General features: G+C 63.4%; 12 protein-coding genes and 2 pseudogenes. 3 read left to right on the top strand and 11 right to left on the bottom strand.

The window, feature by feature from the left end; all coding sequences use genetic code 11:
* The 6 genes and pseudogenes from IPK85_06230 to IPK85_06255 form a co-directional block, all read right to left on the bottom strand.
* Positions 1-1,107 (bottom strand): hypothetical protein, encoded by a 1,107-nt coding sequence (locus IPK85_06230; GenBank protein MBK8246981.1) that lies wholly within the window; start codon positions 1,105-1,107, stop codon positions 1-3.
* Positions 1,104-4,111 (bottom strand): annotated as a pseudogene (locus IPK85_06235) (DEAD/DEAH box helicase family protein). The gene IPK85_06230 and the pseudogene IPK85_06235 overlap by 4 nt, the downstream one beginning before the upstream one ends.
* The gene (locus IPK85_06240; protein ID MBK8246982.1) at positions 4,108-4,929 is read right to left on the bottom strand and encodes a virulence RhuM family protein; all 822 of its coding nucleotides are present in this window, start codon (positions 4,927-4,929) and stop codon (positions 4,108-4,110) included. The pseudogene IPK85_06235 and the gene IPK85_06240 overlap by 4 nt, the downstream one beginning before the upstream one ends.
* Before the next feature lie 211 nt (positions 4,930-5,140).
* Positions 5,141-7,054, bottom strand: a complete 1,914-nt coding sequence (locus tag IPK85_06245) for a site-specific DNA-methyltransferase (GenBank protein ID MBK8246983.1) — start codon at positions 7,052-7,054, stop codon at positions 5,141-5,143.
* Positions 7,051-7,827, bottom strand: coding sequence for a DUF4391 domain-containing protein (locus IPK85_06250; protein ID MBK8246984.1), 777 nt, complete (start codon positions 7,825-7,827; stop codon positions 7,051-7,053). Before IPK85_06250 ends, IPK85_06245 begins: the two co-directional genes overlap by 4 nt.
* A pseudogene (locus IPK85_06255) lies at positions 7,800-10,988 on the bottom strand (DEAD/DEAH box helicase family protein). The gene IPK85_06250 and the pseudogene IPK85_06255 overlap by 28 nt, the downstream one beginning before the upstream one ends.
* Before the next feature lie 133 nt (positions 10,989-11,121).
* On the opposite strand from IPK85_06255, the gene IPK85_06260 reads away from it, so the two are divergent.
* Complete coding sequence (locus IPK85_06260; protein ID MBK8246985.1) at positions 11,122-11,475, top strand: ASCH domain-containing protein; 354 nt, start codon at positions 11,122-11,124, stop codon at positions 11,473-11,475.
* A gap of 19 nt (positions 11,476-11,494) precedes the next feature.
* On the opposite strand, the gene dinD is transcribed toward IPK85_06260, so the two are convergent.
* The 4 genes from dinD to IPK85_06280 all read right to left on the bottom strand — a co-directional run bounded on the left by dinD (position 11,495) and on the right by IPK85_06280 (position 14,656).
* The gene (gene dinD, locus IPK85_06265; GenBank protein MBK8246986.1) at positions 11,495-12,364 is read right to left on the bottom strand and encodes a DNA damage-inducible protein D; all 870 of its coding nucleotides are present in this window, start codon (positions 12,362-12,364) and stop codon (positions 11,495-11,497) included.
* 160 nt (positions 12,365-12,524) lie between these two features.
* The gene (locus tag IPK85_06270; GenBank protein ID MBK8246987.1) at positions 12,525-13,967 is read right to left on the bottom strand and encodes a DUF2779 domain-containing protein; all 1,443 of its coding nucleotides are present in this window, start codon (positions 13,965-13,967) and stop codon (positions 12,525-12,527) included.
* Positions 13,968-14,073: 106 nt separating this feature from the next.
* The gene (locus IPK85_06275; GenBank protein ID MBK8246988.1) at positions 14,074-14,409 is read right to left on the bottom strand and encodes a hypothetical protein; all 336 of its coding nucleotides are present in this window, start codon (positions 14,407-14,409) and stop codon (positions 14,074-14,076) included.
* Between the two features lie 109 nt (positions 14,410-14,518).
* On the bottom strand, positions 14,519-14,656 hold the full coding sequence (locus tag IPK85_06280) for a hypothetical protein (GenBank protein MBK8246989.1): 138 nt from the start codon (positions 14,654-14,656) through the stop codon (positions 14,519-14,521).
* A gap of 41 nt (positions 14,657-14,697) precedes the next feature.
* Here IPK85_06280 and IPK85_06285 point away from each other — a divergent pair, with 41 nt between their 5' ends.
* A complete protein-coding gene (locus IPK85_06285) occupies positions 14,698-14,946 on the top strand; it encodes a hypothetical protein (protein MBK8246990.1) in 249 nt (82 codons plus the stop codon).
* A 77-nt stretch (positions 14,947-15,023) separates the two neighbouring features.
* Here the strand turns inward: IPK85_06285 and IPK85_06290 are convergent, their stop codons facing one another.
* Positions 15,024-15,389 (bottom strand): nuclear transport factor 2 family protein, encoded by a 366-nt coding sequence (locus IPK85_06290; GenBank protein MBK8246991.1) that lies wholly within the window; start codon positions 15,387-15,389, stop codon positions 15,024-15,026.
* A gap of 80 nt (positions 15,390-15,469) precedes the next feature.
* Here IPK85_06290 and IPK85_06295 point away from each other — a divergent pair, with 80 nt between their 5' ends.
* Complete coding sequence (locus IPK85_06295) at positions 15,470-16,192, top strand: thermonuclease family protein (GenBank protein ID MBK8246992.1); 723 nt, start codon at positions 15,470-15,472, stop codon at positions 16,190-16,192.
* Positions 16,193-16,279 lie beyond the last annotated feature (87 nt).

Consider the following 16,279-nt stretch of genomic DNA (forward strand, 5'->3'; position numbering starts at 1 on the left):
TTATCGCGCAGCGCCGTTCATAGGCGTCGGCAACCATGAGCGAGAATGCCCCTGACCGAGCCGACGCCGAACTATGCTCTCGCCGAACTGCATCGCAGGCGCCTCTCCCTCGTAAGTGCGTCGTCCGGCTTCCGCCCGAAGTGCTTCCGTCACCTGCGCGAGAAGACGTGAACCAACTGGCGAAGACGCCGCGTACCGTTGTCCCTGGGGGCTGTTGACCTCGTACTCCGGTGGCACCTTGAACCAGCGGTCCCGCGGCAGAAAGAAAGGTGCCGTGAGAACAATGCAACCGATGACACTGTTGGCCGCCTGCTCTGGTGGCCCCTCGAACTTCCGGTATCGTGCGATGAGATCGAGCAAAGATCGGTAGTCGCGCGTTCCATTCTTCTGGCCGAAGGCATCCCAGACCTGGTAGAGCGGCGCGAAGGAGAAGTGCGTGTAGGTACCACCCCCAACGATTGCATGATCGGGTGCACCGAAGCGGAAGAGCAGCAAGTCACCGCTTGCCAGCGCTGAGAACCGCTGCTTGCCACCGGGGCGCCAGAAGTTGACCTCATCCGGGAGGGGATGCTGTTGGCTCAGGTGCTGGTACCAATCGCGATCGGTAGGATAGATGTAAACGTTCATGATCGGTTGCGGATCATGTGGGACGGTCCACGAGCGGGGCGCCTTGGGCTTGGCGATTAACCGCCTGGCGAATCCCTGCGAGAACCACAGCGGGCAACTCCGCACCGGCGGGTGCGTTCCCTTGACCCTGATCCCATCGCAGACATCCATCCAGACGAGGAGCCCGTCCGGCTGTACCGATAGCAGAAAGGTCCTGTTGGGCTGCTGGTACCACTCGAACGCGACTGCCCCGTCGGGATGCGCGCTTACGTCAGGCTGTGGAAGATCGGGGTCAACGAGGCGCAGCACCTTCTCCGCGAGTTCGATCGTGAGGGACGAGACGGGTAGGGCGCCATAGCCGTCCCATCCGGCATGGCCACACTCGACGGCGAGCGCGCGAAGCTCAACCGCAGCATCGACAGGCGGACGGTTCTCTTCCTCGGGATCATGGCTTCGTTGCCGCTCCCTTGATGTATGGAACTCTTCACCCGAGTGACTCATTCCCCCGACTCTCGCGCGCTGCTCGCAATCATCTCATCCAGCGACTCCCCGGACCAGTATCGCGGCTCGGGCTCGGACACGGCCTTCGCGTGCGCGCGGAGTACATCGTAGTGCCGCTTCGCGCATTCGATCTTGCTCCTCTCTGTATCGAACAACTTGTCCAGCGACGCTGTGTGCTTTGTCTCGGCAACACAGTACAGCTTGTCGCCGTCGTCGGTGGTGACCAGAACCGCCCAGTCGGGATTGTACGCACCGAGCGGCGTCGGCACAGTGAACCATCCGGGCAACTTGGCGTACACCTTGACGGCACTGCTCTTCTCCATCGCGTCGGCAAAGCTGCGCTCGGGTTCGGAATCGTAAATCACGCTATCCAGAACGCTCTTGGTGGCATTCTCCATCATGTTGCGTACGTATCCCGTCAGCTCCTGCTGGAGAAACAGCTCCTGGGCGTAGTACTCGGTGTCGCCGAGCCGTTGGTAGCGCACGCCATCCACGAGGGCGAGTCGCTTGCGGTGGTTGATCGCATTGGCGGCAAGGTCGATGAACTGCTGGGGATTACGCTTGAAGTCGTCGAGGCGTCCACTGTCGATCAGTATGCGACAGATCGTGCGACGCGTGAGCTGCGTGCGATCCTGCAACACCGTCAGGATGTCGGGTAGCTCGATGTCCTTCTCCTCCATCACGACGGGGGCAGATGAGCCTGTCTCCCTGGCGTCCACTCCGCCGACGTCAATACGGATCTGCGCCGTGCGCCAGACGAGGCGCGTCCGTGACACCGGCGGTGCAGTGCGCAGGGCGTCGACGCATTCGCTGATGAGTTTCTCGTTGTCAAACTGGACGCGGTACGTGGTCTTGTATTTCACGGCGTCCCAGAGGCGCTGGAACTCCGCGTCATCCAGCACCGCCTGTCGCGCGCGCACCGTGCGTCGCTCGTCAGCATTCCGGATCTCCAGCCGCCCCGCGTGCTTGCGCAGGATGTCCTCGATCTGCTCGTGCTGCGCCCTGAACGCGTCAGGCAGAGGCACGGCGCCGCTCCTCAGCGCGCTGCGCAGTGCGTCTGTTACTCGTCCGGCTCCGTCGATGTAACCCAGTTGATGCAGCGCCGTCCAGAGTTCCTTCGAGCGCTCGTAGCCCAGGATACCGTCTCTCCCGTCTGCGGCGACGGCGCTCAGGCCGGTGAACGCATGATCGGGGACGATACCAAAGCGCATCCCGGTCTCGGTTTCGATCTCCTTCTGGAGCTGGTCCGCGAACTCCTCGTAGCTCTCGCTGGCAATGACAGTCAGCGTATTGACTTCGAAGCCACGAAGGCGCTGCCCTTCCTGATTGACGCAGAGGCGTAGCCCTCGGCCCAGGGTCTGACGCCGCTCTCGCTCGCTTCGCATGTCACGCAGGGAGCAGATCTGGAACACATTTGGGTTGTCCCAGCCTTCCCGTAGCGCCGAGTGCGAGAAGATGAATCGAAGTGGGGTCTCGAAGGAGAGCAGCCGTTCCTTATCCCGCATGATGAGGTTGTACGCGTCATCGTCCGCCGCGGAGTTGCCTTTGGAGTCTTTGAACAACTCCACCGATTGGCCGCGGATCTTCTTTCGGTCCTTCGCGAAGTAGCCGTCGTGCGCCTCTGCTGCCGAAGCGGACGGATCAACGCCCGCGAAGAGATCGTTGAAGTCTGGATGGCGGGCCAGACGCGCAAACTCCTCCTCGAAGATCCGCGCGTACTCTCCTTTGATTGGCGAGCCGTCCTGGTCGTACTCGCGATACTTCGCCACCTCCTCGATGAAGAAGAGGAGAGCACCTTGATCCCCTTGGGTCGCAGGCGCCGCTCCTTCTCCAAGTGTTGCTGGATGGTCTTGCGGATCATCAGGCGTTGCAGCGAGGTGCTCTCCACATCGCCGAATGCCTCGCCCGGGCGCAGCCACTCCTCCCCACCGGGGCGGCGCAACTCCATGCGCTCGTTCCCCCTGCTCGCCTGCAACTCCCCGACCCGCATTCCCTGGTACACATCGCGGTGGCCGCTGGTCTCCCAGAGGTCGTCGCCATCACGAACCGTGGTCACCTTGCGGGAAACACTCGACGCACCCGCGACATCCAGTTCCACCTGCGCCGTCACCACTCCCTTCTTCGCTGAGACCTTGACCAGGCGCACAAACGGCTTGTTGAACCCGGCGTCCACGGTGCCGGCGGCCACCTCGATCTGCTTCACCAGCTTGCGCTGATAAGCGCTGACGGCGTCCAGCTGGTACACCATATGGTGCGGATTCTTGTGCGTCGCCGAGTATCGCAGCACGCAGAGCGGGTTCATCTCGCGAATCGCCTTCGCTCCCTGCCCCTCATCGCCGCCTTCAACCGACTGAGGTTCATCGATGATCACGATCGGCGAGGTCGCACGGATCAGGTCGATCGGCTTCTCACCACTCAGCTGATCACGTTCCTGATAGACCACCGCGTGGTCTCTGCGCGTGAGCGCCTGGACGGTGACCACCATGATCTGGATGTGCGCACTGGTGGCGAAGTTGCGCACCTCACCCAATCGGGCTGAGTCGTACACGAAGTGGCCGACGGGCACACCGTCGTAGAGACCCCGCAAGTGGTCCGCCGTGATCTCGATCGACTTGCGGACACCTTCCTTGATGGCCACCGATGGCACCACGATCACGAACTTCGAGAAGCCGTATGACTTGTGCAGCTCGAGGATCGTGCGCAGATACACATAGGTTTTCCCGGTACCAGTCTCCATCTCCACGCTGAAGTTCATGGAGGCAATCGCGTCGTCAGGCCGGAGCCCCTGCCGCAACTGAATGGCCTTGAGGTTGGCCAGGATCTCTTCCTCCAGCAGCAGGAGGCGGTTGCCGACACCCAGATCGCTGAACTGCTCTGTCTGCTGCGCCCGCGGCCGCGACACCGTGAACTCGGTGCGTCCATGTTCCTGGCCCTTGAAGAGGTCGCGGACCGCGGCGATCGCTTCCAGTTGGTAGTCGAGGTCGGGCTCGAAGTGGAGCTTCATTGCTTCGACTCCTTGCGCGAGCCCTTTGGTCCCTTGGGCAATCTCTTGAGCGCGGCTTCGAAATGCTGATCGACAGGTTGCGGTAGCGCGTCCTGTTGCTTCCGCCACGTGTCCAGCTCGGCCGACGCCTTCAGTTCCGCATTCTCGTGAGAGATGGTCCCGGCATGCGACAGGATCTCTCGCTCCGAGAGTTGCAAGAAGTCGTCAAGCTTGGCGATCCAGTCGCCCATGTGCATCAAGCGCCGCGACATTGCCTGTAACTCGGCGAAGTCGAGATAGGCCGACACGATCAGGTTGAGCGCGTTCAGCTCGTCGCTGTTCAGGAAGTTCTTGGCCACCGTCACATCCTGACGACGGATTCGACGACCCTGGGGTGGCACCGTAAGCCCCATGTTCGGCTTGCTCGCGTCAGCCCGGCGGTAGATCACCTCGGCCGCGGTCTGCCCGTGAGCCGCCCAATGCATCTTGTTCTGGACGGTCTGGAAGAAGCGCTGTGATGCTTCCGCCGAGGGGTCGTAATCCACGCTCGTGGCGTAGATGTCGAGGACTTTGCGCCAGAAGAGCCGCTCTGATGAGCGGATGTCGCGGATCCGTGCAAGAAGCTCATCGAAGTAGCTCCCTCCACCAGCATCCTTGAGGCGCTGGTCGTCCATGGTGAAGCCCTTGACCAGGTACTCGCGGAGCCGTTCGGTGGCCCATTGGCGGAAGAGGGCACCCCGTGCTGAGCGAACGCGGTAGCCGACCGCAATAGTGGCGTCCAGGTGATAGTGGGCGAGTTCCCTTGTGACCTCGCGCCCCCTCCTTTCGAACTTGCAAATAGTATTTGCAAGTTGCCCCCTACGAGTTCCCCAGACTCGTAGATCTCGACCAGGTGGTGTGAGATGTTCTGCGGCGTAACCTCATACAGGGCAGCGAGTTGCGCCTGCGTCAGCCAGACGCTGTCGCCATCCAGTCTGACCTGGATATCCGTGCCCCCGTCCCCGCGGTAGAGGACGATCTGACCTGAGGGAGGCTGTTCCTGGCTGCCGCTCACAGGCTGCGAACGTTGGTGACGCCGTTCTGCGCGAGGATGGCGGCCAAGTTGGTCTTGGCGACGTCGTCCGCGAACGCGCTGTCGCGAAAGACACACTGGACGTCGCCGGTTGGCTTGAGCTCCTTGAGCCACTCCACAATGCCCAGCGCCACCGCCTCGGCGTCTGTGGCCGAAAGGGCGGTGTCGAGGCAGGCGACGAGGGTGCCACCACCGATAGCGTGAACCTTCTTGCCGCCGATCAGCCGCTCCTCGATGGGCACGCAGAGGTCGAGACCAAGCTTGAGAAGCAATTCAACGAGGACGTCCCGCTCGGTGCGGCCGGGCTTGATGTTCTCGACGGCGCTCAGGAGTGTGGACTCCACGTCCCCGGAGGACGCATCCCATTCGGCGATGCTGCTGGAGTCCATCTTGTAGACTCTGAAGCCGAGGTCGCCGGCAAACATCGGCTGGTCCGCCCGCACTTTGTCGCCGGCACGCGCGAGACGCTCCTTCGTGATTCCGCTCAGGGTCTCGATAGCACGCCCGTCGCTCAATTGTGCTGCGACCTCCAGCCTGCTGGGAAGCTGAACGCAAATGAATCGACGATTGCCGCCATCCTTAGCGTTTGCGTGAAGCACTGCATCGGCGGTGGTGCCGCTGCCGCCGAAGAAGTCGACCACGAGGTCACGTGCCTCCGCCGAAGTACTGATCTCAAGCATGCGCTGAACGAGGCGCCGCGGCTTGGGGGTATCGAATACAGCGTCCGCGTTTACGATCGGCACGAGGCCCAGTAGCTCCTTCTTTGCCTCCTGCGTGTTCCCGGCCTCTGTGTGGAGCCATAGAGTCTGGGGCACCTTTCCGTCCTGCACCTCGGACAAGAACCGCTTGAGCCTCGGCATGTTGTTGCCCTGAGCGCCCCACCAAACGCGGCCGTCACGGTCGAGTTCTTCAAACTTCTCACGGGAAATTGCCCAATAGCGGCCCGCGGGCGGGCCATCGATAACACGACCGGAGGGCGTCTTGACGGCGTATGTGCCGAGCCCGTAGTAGTTGCGCGCAGAGACGTCACCGGATGTCCATGGCCCGCGTGGATCTTGGTCAGGATTCGAGTATCTAGCCTCCATCTCCGCAGTTCTCTGCAGTAGAACCGGCCTCCAAGCCTCTCCGTTGTGCGCGTATACGACTACGTAGTCGTGGTCTACCGATAGGTGCTTGGCAGAATTCTTTGGGCTAAATACTTTCTGCCAGATTATCGTTGCAACGAAGTTCTCCGGTCCAAACACTTCATCGCATAGCCCCCTTAGGTGCTGCACTTCATGATCATCGATAGAGATGAAGATCACGCCGTCGTCCTGCAGCAGGTCGCGCGCCAGCTTGAGCCGCGGGTACATCATGTTGAGCCAGTCGGTGTGGTACCGCCCAGACGTCTCCGCATTCGACGAGACCTTCGCCCCACCCTCCACCTGCCCCGTGATCTCCAGGTAGTTCTGGATGGAGTCCCGAAAGTTGTCCGGGTACACAAAGTCCTTTCCCGTGTTGTACGGCGGGTCGATGTAGATCAACTTCACCTTCCCGGCATAACTCTTCTGGAGAAGTTTCAGTACCTCCAGGTTGTCCCCCTCGATCATCAGGTTCTGCGTGGTATCCCAATCCACGCTCTCCTCCGGACACGGGCGTAACGTTCCCATCGATGGGGTCAGCGCCAGCTGCCGGGCCTGTCGCTTGCCGTGCCAGTTGAGCCCATACTTTTCCGGTCGCTCATCGACTGCACCGCCCAAGAGCTGCTTGAGCACCTCGAAGTCGACCTTCCCTTCCACAAACGCGTCGGGAAAGAGCTCCTTCAGTCGCTCGATGTTTCCACCGACAACGTCGGCGCTTTGCGCCTCTGGATCGTTGGCGGTGATGGGAGTGACGGTCGGTTTGGCTGTCATAGGCAATTCAGCGCGGCCGCACGTCGCTCACGCAGCCGCTTGAGTTCGAGGTTCAGCTCCACCAACCTGGCGGTCTGTCGTTCCCGCTGCGCGGCCTTTTCCACGCGCGCGACCTGCTCATCAATCTCCCGCAACTCCTCCAAGGCCTGCCGTCGCACGGAGCCCGCCTCGCGGGGGAGGGTGAATCTACCCGTGACAGCTGCCGTTCGCACCGCCGTCACCACGTCGCACCACCCCTCATAGAGCGCCTTCATGTCGCTGCCGGGCTGCCGCGCCATCGCACACGTCGCAAGCATCTCATCCGCCATGGACGGCGGCACTTCGCGAACGTCGGCGCTCTCGGGGGCCGCGTCGAGCACCACCCGCCCTTCGGCAGCCAACGACCATCGCTTGTGAGCGACAGACCAGACAACCGCCGCAGACGAGTGCGCGACAAGCAGCAGTGGATAGGGAATCGCCCGGTGCAACAGTTCGGTCAATCGAGTCTCGCTTGCACCCTCTCGAAGCCCCAGGGCAGCCACAGCGATCTCCAGGTACTCCCGTTCGGCGTCGCGATACGGTGGCACCCCACAGTTCCCCGCCTTGAGGCTGGCAATCCAGCGCACCTCCTCCACCCCGTCAGCGATCGCGCGCCGGTCCGCAGCCGTGAAGCCAGCGTGCTGCATCAACATGGTCTTTGGCACTCGCCTGTCGACCTGTGCCGCTGCCGGAAGGCCGAACGCCGCGACCAACGCCTCCACCGAGATCACTGGCTCTCCAGCACCACCAGCCACGTCACCACCTCAAAGTCGTTGATGCCGGCGAACTCGCCGCGACGCGTGTGCGTCCCTCCCGGCGTAAAGAGCGAGGTAAGCGCTCGCTCTTCGCCACGCCCGACGATGGATCCCACCGCCGCGGCGAGCAGTTCCTGCGCTCGACGCATATCTGTCCCACGACGCGTACTCGACTCCCACTCCTCCAGCGCTGCCGCATCCCCCAGGTCGCGCCCCAGACACAGACGCTTCAGCCGCTCCAGAATCAGCCGCGCCTGCGTGTACCCCAGAAGGACGGCACCATCAGTCCCCACGTGTACCAGGTAGTGAGGAGCGAGCGGATACGACGACTCGATCCGTGCGTTGGTCGCTTCGGTCTCTCCTCGCAGACAGAAGATGATCCCTGGGGGCACGTCCACGTCCAACGTGCGCACCACCCCCATCGCGCCGAGCGGAATGCCTTCGAGAACCCCTGGGCGTTCTCGCAGGCACGTCGCCAGGTCGATGCGAAGGTCGGTGAGCGTAAGGTCCGTGATCGATACACCCGCCGAGAGGTCGTCCATGTCAATCACTGCATCCTGCAACCGCAGAAGCTGCTTGCGGCGGTACTCCAGGTCGTTCATCTGGTTGCCAGACTCCGAGCGAATAACGTTCTCTTCTCCGGTCGCCGAGATGTCGAGCAGGACCATTCTACCGCTCACCCGCTGCTCCAGGTTGATGTACTCCTCCAACTCCATGTTGGGCCAGAAGTTCACCAGCTGGATGCGCTCGTTGGGTGACCCGATGCGGTCGATGCGCCCGAAACGCTGGATGATGCGTACCGGGTTCCAGTGAATGTCGTAGTTGATCAGCCAGTCACAGTCCTGGAGATTCTGTCCCTCGGAAATGCAATCGGTGGCGATCAGCAGGTCCAGGTCCCCTTCCTCGGCGAGTTCATCGGGCGCTCACGCGAGCGCGGCGAGAAGGCGCTCAGAATCGATGCAAGGTCACGACGAAGACCGGGCAGGGTCGTCTGGTTGCGACCGGCCCCGGTAACCAGGGCACTCTCCAGCCCCAGAGTCTCACGGGCCCAGGGGTGCAAGGTGCTCGTAGAGGTACTTCGCGGTGTCAGCGAAGGCCGTGAAGACGATGACCTTGCGATTGCCCGCATTGATCGGCGCCGCGCACTTCTCGCTGATCATCGAGCGAAGGGCTTCCAGCTTGGCGTCGCGAACGTGATCGACGACACGCGCGGTACTCAGCAGGGCGTCAAGCCGGTTTCGGTCCTCGAGGAGATCCTGCTTCCAGCGCACGACGTCGACGTCTGCAAGGAGCACCTTCACTTCGCGGCCGACGAGGAGCGATTCGATATTGGGATCGTCGAAGTCGACGTCGTCGATGTTCAGCTCCTCGACTTCCGCGGATTGCTGCTCGATGCGATCCAGAATGGCGTCTACATCTCGACGCTGCCGCTCCAGTGTGAGGGCAAACGATGAGACGGAACTCTCCATTCGCTTGAGCACATTGACGCGGAGGAGGTGGACGAGGCTCTCCTCGCGGTCCGCCTGCCGAAAGGTGCCCTTCCCTTCGCGCAGTTCGGTGCTGTAGCGCGCGTCGTACGCGGCTCGCTTGTGGGGAAGGACGTACCGGAGCGGAGCGTACGCCGCGAGCGTCAGCCGTCTGATCTCAAGGTTGATTTCCTTGATGGAACGGAATTGGCCGGCACGATCGACCTCGACCTTGCAATTGATGGGCCGGAGACGTTCTGGAAACTTGCCTGTCTCGCTGGTCCCATAGTAGCGCTCGATGTGCTTGCGTGAGCGAGCGATCGTGAGCAGATCCAGGAGGGTGAAGTAGTCGAAGCCCAGCATCTCGATGAGACGACCCGGTGTTCGCTCGGCCTCGTCGAGGTCCAACCATCTATTGAATTGCTTCTGGGCGAGACGCGTAGTGGCGTCGATGCTCGGAATGCCTGCTTCGGCGAGGGCCGTGTCGTTCCCCTCGGTGGCGAAGGCCAGCTGGTTGCGCAGGTCAGCCAGTCGATTGTTGACCGGCGTGGCCGACAACATCAGGACTCGCGTCTTGACCCCCTCCCTGATGATCCGGCGCATGAGCCGGTCGTAGCGCGTATCGCCGCCAGCGCGCGGCGTCTTCTTGTTGCGGAAGTTGTGGGACTCATCGATGACTACGAGGTCGTAGTTGCCCCAATTGACATGCGTCAGGTCGATGTCGCCGGACATTCCCTGATCACGTGACAGATCGGTGTGGTTGAGGACATCGTAGTTGAAACGGTCGGTCGCCAGGATGTTGCGCCGGTCATTGGCCGTGTAGATGGTCCAGTTGTCGCGCAGCCGTTTGGGGCAAAGAACCAGCACGCGATCGTTGCGCAGTTCGTGGTACTTGATGATGGCGAGCGCCTCGAAGGTCTTCCCGAGGCCCACCGAGTCGGCGATGATGCACCCCCCGTAGCGTTCGAGCTTGTCGATGGCACCCACGACGCCATCCCGTTGGAACCGGTAGAGCTTCTTCCACACCACCGTGTCCCGGATACCGGTTGCCGCGCGCACCACCCGGTCCTCGTCGAGCCCCTCTCCCTGCTGATGGAAGAGGCGATAGAGGATCGCCAGGTAGATCAGTGCCGGCGGTTCGTCCGTGGCCACACGCTCAACCTGCCGAAGCAGGTGTTCAAGGCCTCCGGTGCTGGGAAGCCGAGCCCAGAGGTTGTCGAACCAGGCACCGAGCGCGACGCGCTCAGCGCTGGAGTCTGCCACCTGCACGAAGCCAAGCTGGTCCTGGGGGGTGAGCCCTAACCCTGCGGTTGTAAAGTCGCACGTGCCTGAAAGAACGGCCGTCGGCTGCAGAGACGCGTCGCGGGTGGCGAGCATCGCCTGTCCGAGCAACCGTGAGGTGATCCGCACCTGTGACCGGCTCTTCAGCCATTCGGCAAGGGCTCGGGCGATGGACTGATTGCGGAGCTGGTTGCGAGCTCCGCGGTCCTCGGCGCTACCGAGGAGTTCAAGGCGTTGTTCGTCGGCTGGCAATACGAAGCGCGCCCCGGAGAGTCTCGCCAGCTCGTTGGCGAGCGCCTGGAACGCAAAGAGCGAGCAGGCGCCCGCCACGAGGTCGAGAGATGCGGCGGAGTCCAGGTGGACGCTCAGCTCATCAACGACACGCTGGTTGCCCGCATTGGGTAGGAGTCGCATTCGGTTACCGTTGGTCTCGCGTCCCTAAGGTGGCCCGCCGTCATTAGGTTCGCCACCCGTGTTTCCGGGTGTATGACGCACTGTCGGCGGGGCCGAGCCCGACATAGAATCCCGCCGAATCGACCCCACTTTCATGCCCCCTCGCATTCTCCGAGCAATCAGCATCCGCCAGCCATACGCGGAGCTCATCCTGCAGGGCAAGAAGGTGGCGGAGTATCGTTCCATTGCCACCCAGGTTCGCGGGCGAGTCTACATCTACGCGAGTGCGACGCCGGCCGATGACCCCGCGTCATGGAAGAAGTCAAAGTTCAGCCCGGGCGACCTACCCGCCGGCTGCATCGTCGGCTCGGTGGAGGTGACCGGGTGTCGTTACATCCCTTCGGGGGACTACTACGCCTATGAGCTTGCCCATCCTCGGCGCCTTCGGCGTCCCCGACGTCCTGTGAACCAGCCGCAGCCGATTTGGTGGCGGCCGGTGTTCCGCTAATGGGGATGGAGCCGAACCGTCAGGCGTCGTCGGCCTTGACGGGCGCGCCGCCGCGTAAACCCACCGCATCCCGCCCGTCCAGTTCGAGTTTGGGAGTCGTCGACTTCACACGCCGCTCTACTTGCGCGATGGGCTCATCAGGCGCGATCGACTCCGGCATGGTGCCGCCAATGCGGCCAATGGCGGCACGCACCTCCTTGCCCACGTCTTCGTGCGTGCGGATGGCGGCCTGTTGGTCCTTCACCCGATCCCGCGCCAGCTTGTCCCGGGTCTGGGTCATCCGGAACTGATTGGCCGCGAGCTCAGTGGCGTTCATGCGATCCATCAGGTGCTCTTTCTCCGTTATCCCCTTGTGGCGCTTGATCGCTTCGCGGCCGAGCCCGCCGTAGAGGCCCTTGTAGCCCGCATCGTGGAATACGCCAAACATGCGGCTCTGGACACCGGCATCCTGGGCCGCACCGGAGAGCGCCTTGAACTCCTCCGCGACCTCTCGGCGCAATTCCAGACGCTCATGGTCAGCCCTCAGTTGGTCCGAAAGCTCCTGGCGCCGCGTCTGGATCGCGAAGTACTTCTGGGCCAGCGCGATCTGTGGCTTTCGTGGGTCACCGTTCTGGGCGATCAGGTAACAGGCGAACCGGGACAGGTGGACATCGTCCACATCCCGAACGCTTCCTGAGCCAGCGGGACCATTTTGCCGGCGCCGGCAAAATGGTTGTCTGGCTCGTTCCAGACTGCGCACACGACTCCGCGCGCGCTGGATGGCCTGTTCAAACCGGCGCCACTGCGAATAACCCAGCAGAGGCTGCAGCTCCCGGGCGCTCCAGTACTCCGCCCCATGCTGGTTCTCGCGCCGAAGCTCCTCGAACGTCGGCCGCCCTTCTCGCGTCATCTCCATGAATCTCCCACTCCACCGTATCGTGAGAATGCGGATCGACGCCGAGCGTACCGATCAAACACGCTTCACACAGTATCCACCCGCCGGCTGACCAGGAACAAGTGGCAGGTGTTCAATGGTCGGGGCGCTCCCGTGGCTCACGCAGCCATCCCCCTCAACACCTCCACCAGCCGCACCATCCCCACGTATCCCGCTCGCAATACGCCAGCAGGTCCTTCCGCACCCGCTCCTTCTCCTCCGCCGGCACCCGATCCGCCACGAACAGCAACCGCGCGATCTCCACGCTCGCCACCATCCCGTTCACGATCACGAGGTCCTCGTACGTCAACTCCGGCACCAACGCCGGCAACACGTACTTGAGCGAGAACGACCCCCGGAACCGCGGCTCGTACACATTGTCCCTGACGATGGGCAGCAGGTCAACCAGCTTGGCCTCCAGCGCCTCGAGCTCCGGCGCCAGCGCCGGCACCACCCGTGCCAGCTCCCGGATGCGGGTTTTCTCGAACGCCGAATACGTCACGACCTTCACCGCATGCTGCGTCGCCTCCACCAAACGCTCGGCGATGAGCGGGCGAGCGTCCTGCGGCCCTTCGGCCAGGTGCTGCGCATGCCGATAGCCGCCGCCGGGCTTTGTCTCGTGGTAGGAGAACTGGGCCGCCGCCATCCCCCACGGGGCCATGCCATCCCACACCGGGACGGCCCGCGAGATCGTCTCGAAGTCGAGAAAGCCGAGCGGCTCTACGTCGAGCACGGCAAGGGCGGCGCCTAACGTTGGCTCGACCAGGCACCGCCCTTCGTCCATGGCGCGCACCTGCCGGCGGACCGTGAAATTCTTCCTGTCCTTCTCGGACAGGTCGCGAATGGAGTGCACCCCCGCGCTCATGAACGTGGCGGCCTTCTTCGGCCCGACGTTGTAGAGGTTGGCGATGTGCCACTCATCGTCCGGCCAGCACCGATCGTAGAACGGACACTCCCGCGGCTCGGCGCAGTGCAGCCCGATCGGGACATCGGGCAACGATCCCTCGAGCACTTGCAGGTGGCGCCGCAACGCATCCGGGATTCGCTCCCGTTGCTCGCTCGCTTCGCCCGTGGTGTCGGTGCGCGCGAACAAATCGCCCGTAGCAGGATGCCGGAACTCCTTGCTGAGGTGCATCACGTCCATGCGACCGAGCTGGATGCCGTTGCGGCCGAGGACATGCGCCTGCACCGCGACATCCGTGATGTGCTCATCCTTCTGCGACGTGGACGACTTCACCTCGATGAGGTGCCACGCATCGCCGTCGCGCACCAACACGTCGCAGGCGACAAACAGGCCGTCCGCGATGAACGCTCCCTCGAAGATCACCGCGGCACCGTCGGCGATCGCTTCCGCCGTGCGCTGGGTGCGCTCCTCGCGGGAACCCGGGGCAATCAACACGCCTCCGGGAAATGCCGCGCGCGCGAGCTCACCGACCTGGCGGCCCTGGTCGAAGAGATCTTGCAGGACGCGATCCGGCTGCAACTCTTTGGCGTCGGGCTCGTGCCGTTGCCACCAGAGGAGGCGATGACACTGGAGCCCGGCAAGGATGTCGCGCTTGGTGAGGGATGGTGCGGTCACAACCTCGTGGGACAAATGGCCAAAGGTGGCCTGCTCCGCACAACAAAGTCCGCGGGACCGCCGCCGTCCAGTGGCGAGATGTGGCACCGGCAGCGGCGACCCCGCCTCACCACCACCACCGCACCAGCGTGAACACCAACCCACCAGCAAAGAGCGACCCGAACACCTCCTTGTTGTACCGCGCCAGCCACAACGGCAGGTAGATGTCGAAGTTGTCCTGCCGCTCCGGGGTGTACCGCGCCGCCACGGCCGTCAGCGGACAGCGCATCCCGTTCGCCGCCAACACCACCACCTCCACCATCACGATCCCGATCAGCCAGGCCGCCACCCCCAGCTCCCGCCGCCATGCGTAGACCGGGATCGCCAGGATACAGCCGGCAAACACGGCCCAGGCCAGGGTATGGACCAGCTTGACCGCGATCAGGGCGAAACGATGGGGCATGAATCCGCGTACCTCCCGGGGCGGCACTTTCGGCCCTCCCCGGTTACAAAGTGGCGCTCCGGGGGCCGGGCGCCGTCAGGCGACTCCCGTCCCGGGGCCGGCCGTGCCACTATTCACCGGGTCGGTTCCCGGCCAGCCCAGCCGTATTCACCCCTTCTGATCCCACCATGCGTCGAATCTCTGCGATCGTTCTCACCGTGGCCGTCGCCGCCAGCACCATGGCCGCCACCGCATTCGCCAACTTCACCGGCGCCTGGGATGTGGTCGTCGATGGGCCCCAGGGGCGCCATGGCGTCCACCCTCACCCTCGAGCAGAAGGCGGACAGCATCAGCGGGACGTTCGAGTCCGAGGTCGGCAGCGCGCAGGTCGCGGGCTTCGCCAAGGGCGACTCGCTCTTCCTCGCCTTCGCCATCGACGCCGGTGGCCAGATGATCAACCTCACGGGCATCGGCGCCCTTAAGGACAAGGACAACCTGCAAGGGAAGATCGTCGCCGAAGGAATGGGCGAGTTCCCCTACTCGGCCAAGCGCAAGTAATCACGCGGGTAGCAGTCAAACACGAAGGGGACGGCCACCGCGGCCGTCCCCTTTCTGTTGCCCCCGAACGGGCGAGGCTACATCGCGTAGAAGAACTCCTCCCGCACGATCTTGCCGTCCTTCACGGTGTAGAGCGCGACCTCGTTCATCGTGAACCGCTGCCCGTTGGGCTTGTGGGTCACGTCATAGGTCCACCGGACGGCAAAGCGATCGTCATGCGGGAACGGCCCCTCGCTCGACGCGCCATGAATCTCATGGTTCTCGACCCACCACTGGTTCTTGCCGATCACACCAGCCTTTCCATGCGTCGTGCGGTCCATCCCGGGCGGCCCACCGGCCTCGACGCTCACCACGTCATCGGCGTAGAACGTGTTGATCGCCTCGATGTTCTTGCCCTCACGGCACAAGGCGATGAGTTGCGTGCCGATCTCCTGCGTGGTCATTTCCGTGGCTCGACGTTGAAGGGGGCAGCAAGGTGCACGGAACCGCCACCGCCGTCAAATCACTGACTCGTAACGTTCTCATGCGCACACCGTGCCTCGCCGCGTTCTTCGCCTTCGTGAGCCTGTCGGCGCCACTGTCTGCACAGGGCACCGACAGTGTCTGGGTGAACACACGCTCCGGCGTCTACCACTGTCGGGGCACCGAGTTCTATGGCAGCACGACACGAGGCGAGTACCTGTCAGAGGCGCAGGCGGTCGCGCGGGGACATCGATCCAACGGTGGGCGGAGGTGTTCAGCTGCGACACCGGCGCAGGAATTCGCCGGGTTTCCTGGCGAATCGCGCGCGGCGGACCTCGCACCTCCAACGATGCCAGCCAGCCTCTCCGTCTCCTGCACGGTTTCCAGGATCATAGACGGTGACACGTTCGATTGTGCCGGGGTTGGCACGATTCGTCCGATTGGGATGGACGCCCCGGAGCGTACGCAGGAGCCTCACGGCTCGGCGGCCACGGCCGCGCTCGCCTCACTGCTTGTCGTTGGCGATACCGTGCGACTCGAGTCCGACAACACCGCGCGAGACCAGTACGATCGAGTGTTGGCCTACGTCTGGCACAACGGCGAGATGGTGAACTGGCAGATGGTCCGCCAGGGATGGGCCGCGGCGCTGCCGTTCCCGGCCACCTCTCGATACGCGGCGAAGTTCGAGGCCGCCGAGCGTGCGGCGGAGCGGGAACGGCGCGGGTTGTGGCATGTGGACGGCTTTGCCTGCCGCCCGCAGGATCATCGGGCCCGAAAGTGCTGACGACTCCTGGCGTCCGTGCGATCGGCGTTCCGTGACATTCGCGGGAATCGAACCGTCGCGCGGACAGCGGTAGATTCCAGCGCCACA

It is taken from the genome of Gemmatimonadota bacterium (genome assembly GCA_016712265.1).
Taxonomy (GTDB): Bacteria; Gemmatimonadota; Gemmatimonadetes; order Gemmatimonadales; family Gemmatimonadaceae; genus RBC101.

What these genes read in the sequence shown, in the direction of transcription:
- IPK85_06290 (MBK8246991.1), bottom strand. Translation starts at nt 15,389, where the DNA reads ATGACCACGCAGGAGATCGGCACGCAACTCATCGCCTTGTGCCGTGAG.
- IPK85_06260 (MBK8246985.1), top strand. Translation starts at nt 11,122, where the DNA reads ATGCCCCCTCGCATTCTCCGAGCAATCAGCATCCGCCAGCCATACGCG.
- IPK85_06245 (MBK8246983.1), bottom strand. Translation starts at nt 7,054, where the DNA reads ATGACAGCCAAACCGACCGTCACTCCCATCACCGCCAACGATCCAGAG.
- IPK85_06230 (MBK8246981.1), bottom strand. Translation starts at nt 1,107, where the DNA reads ATGAGTCACTCGGGTGAAGAGTTCCATACATCAAGGGAGCGGCAACGA.
- dinD (MBK8246986.1), bottom strand. Translation starts at nt 12,364, where the DNA reads ATGACGCGAGAAGGGCGGCCGACGTTCGAGGAGCTTCGGCGCGAGAAC.
- IPK85_06285 (MBK8246990.1), top strand. Translation starts at nt 14,698, where the DNA reads ATGGCGTCCACCCTCACCCTCGAGCAGAAGGCGGACAGCATCAGCGGG.
- IPK85_06275 (MBK8246988.1), bottom strand. Translation starts at nt 14,409, where the DNA reads ATGCCCCATCGTTTCGCCCTGATCGCGGTCAAGCTGGTCCATACCCTG.
- IPK85_06295 (MBK8246992.1), top strand. Translation starts at nt 15,470, where the DNA reads ATGCGCACACCGTGCCTCGCCGCGTTCTTCGCCTTCGTGAGCCTGTCG.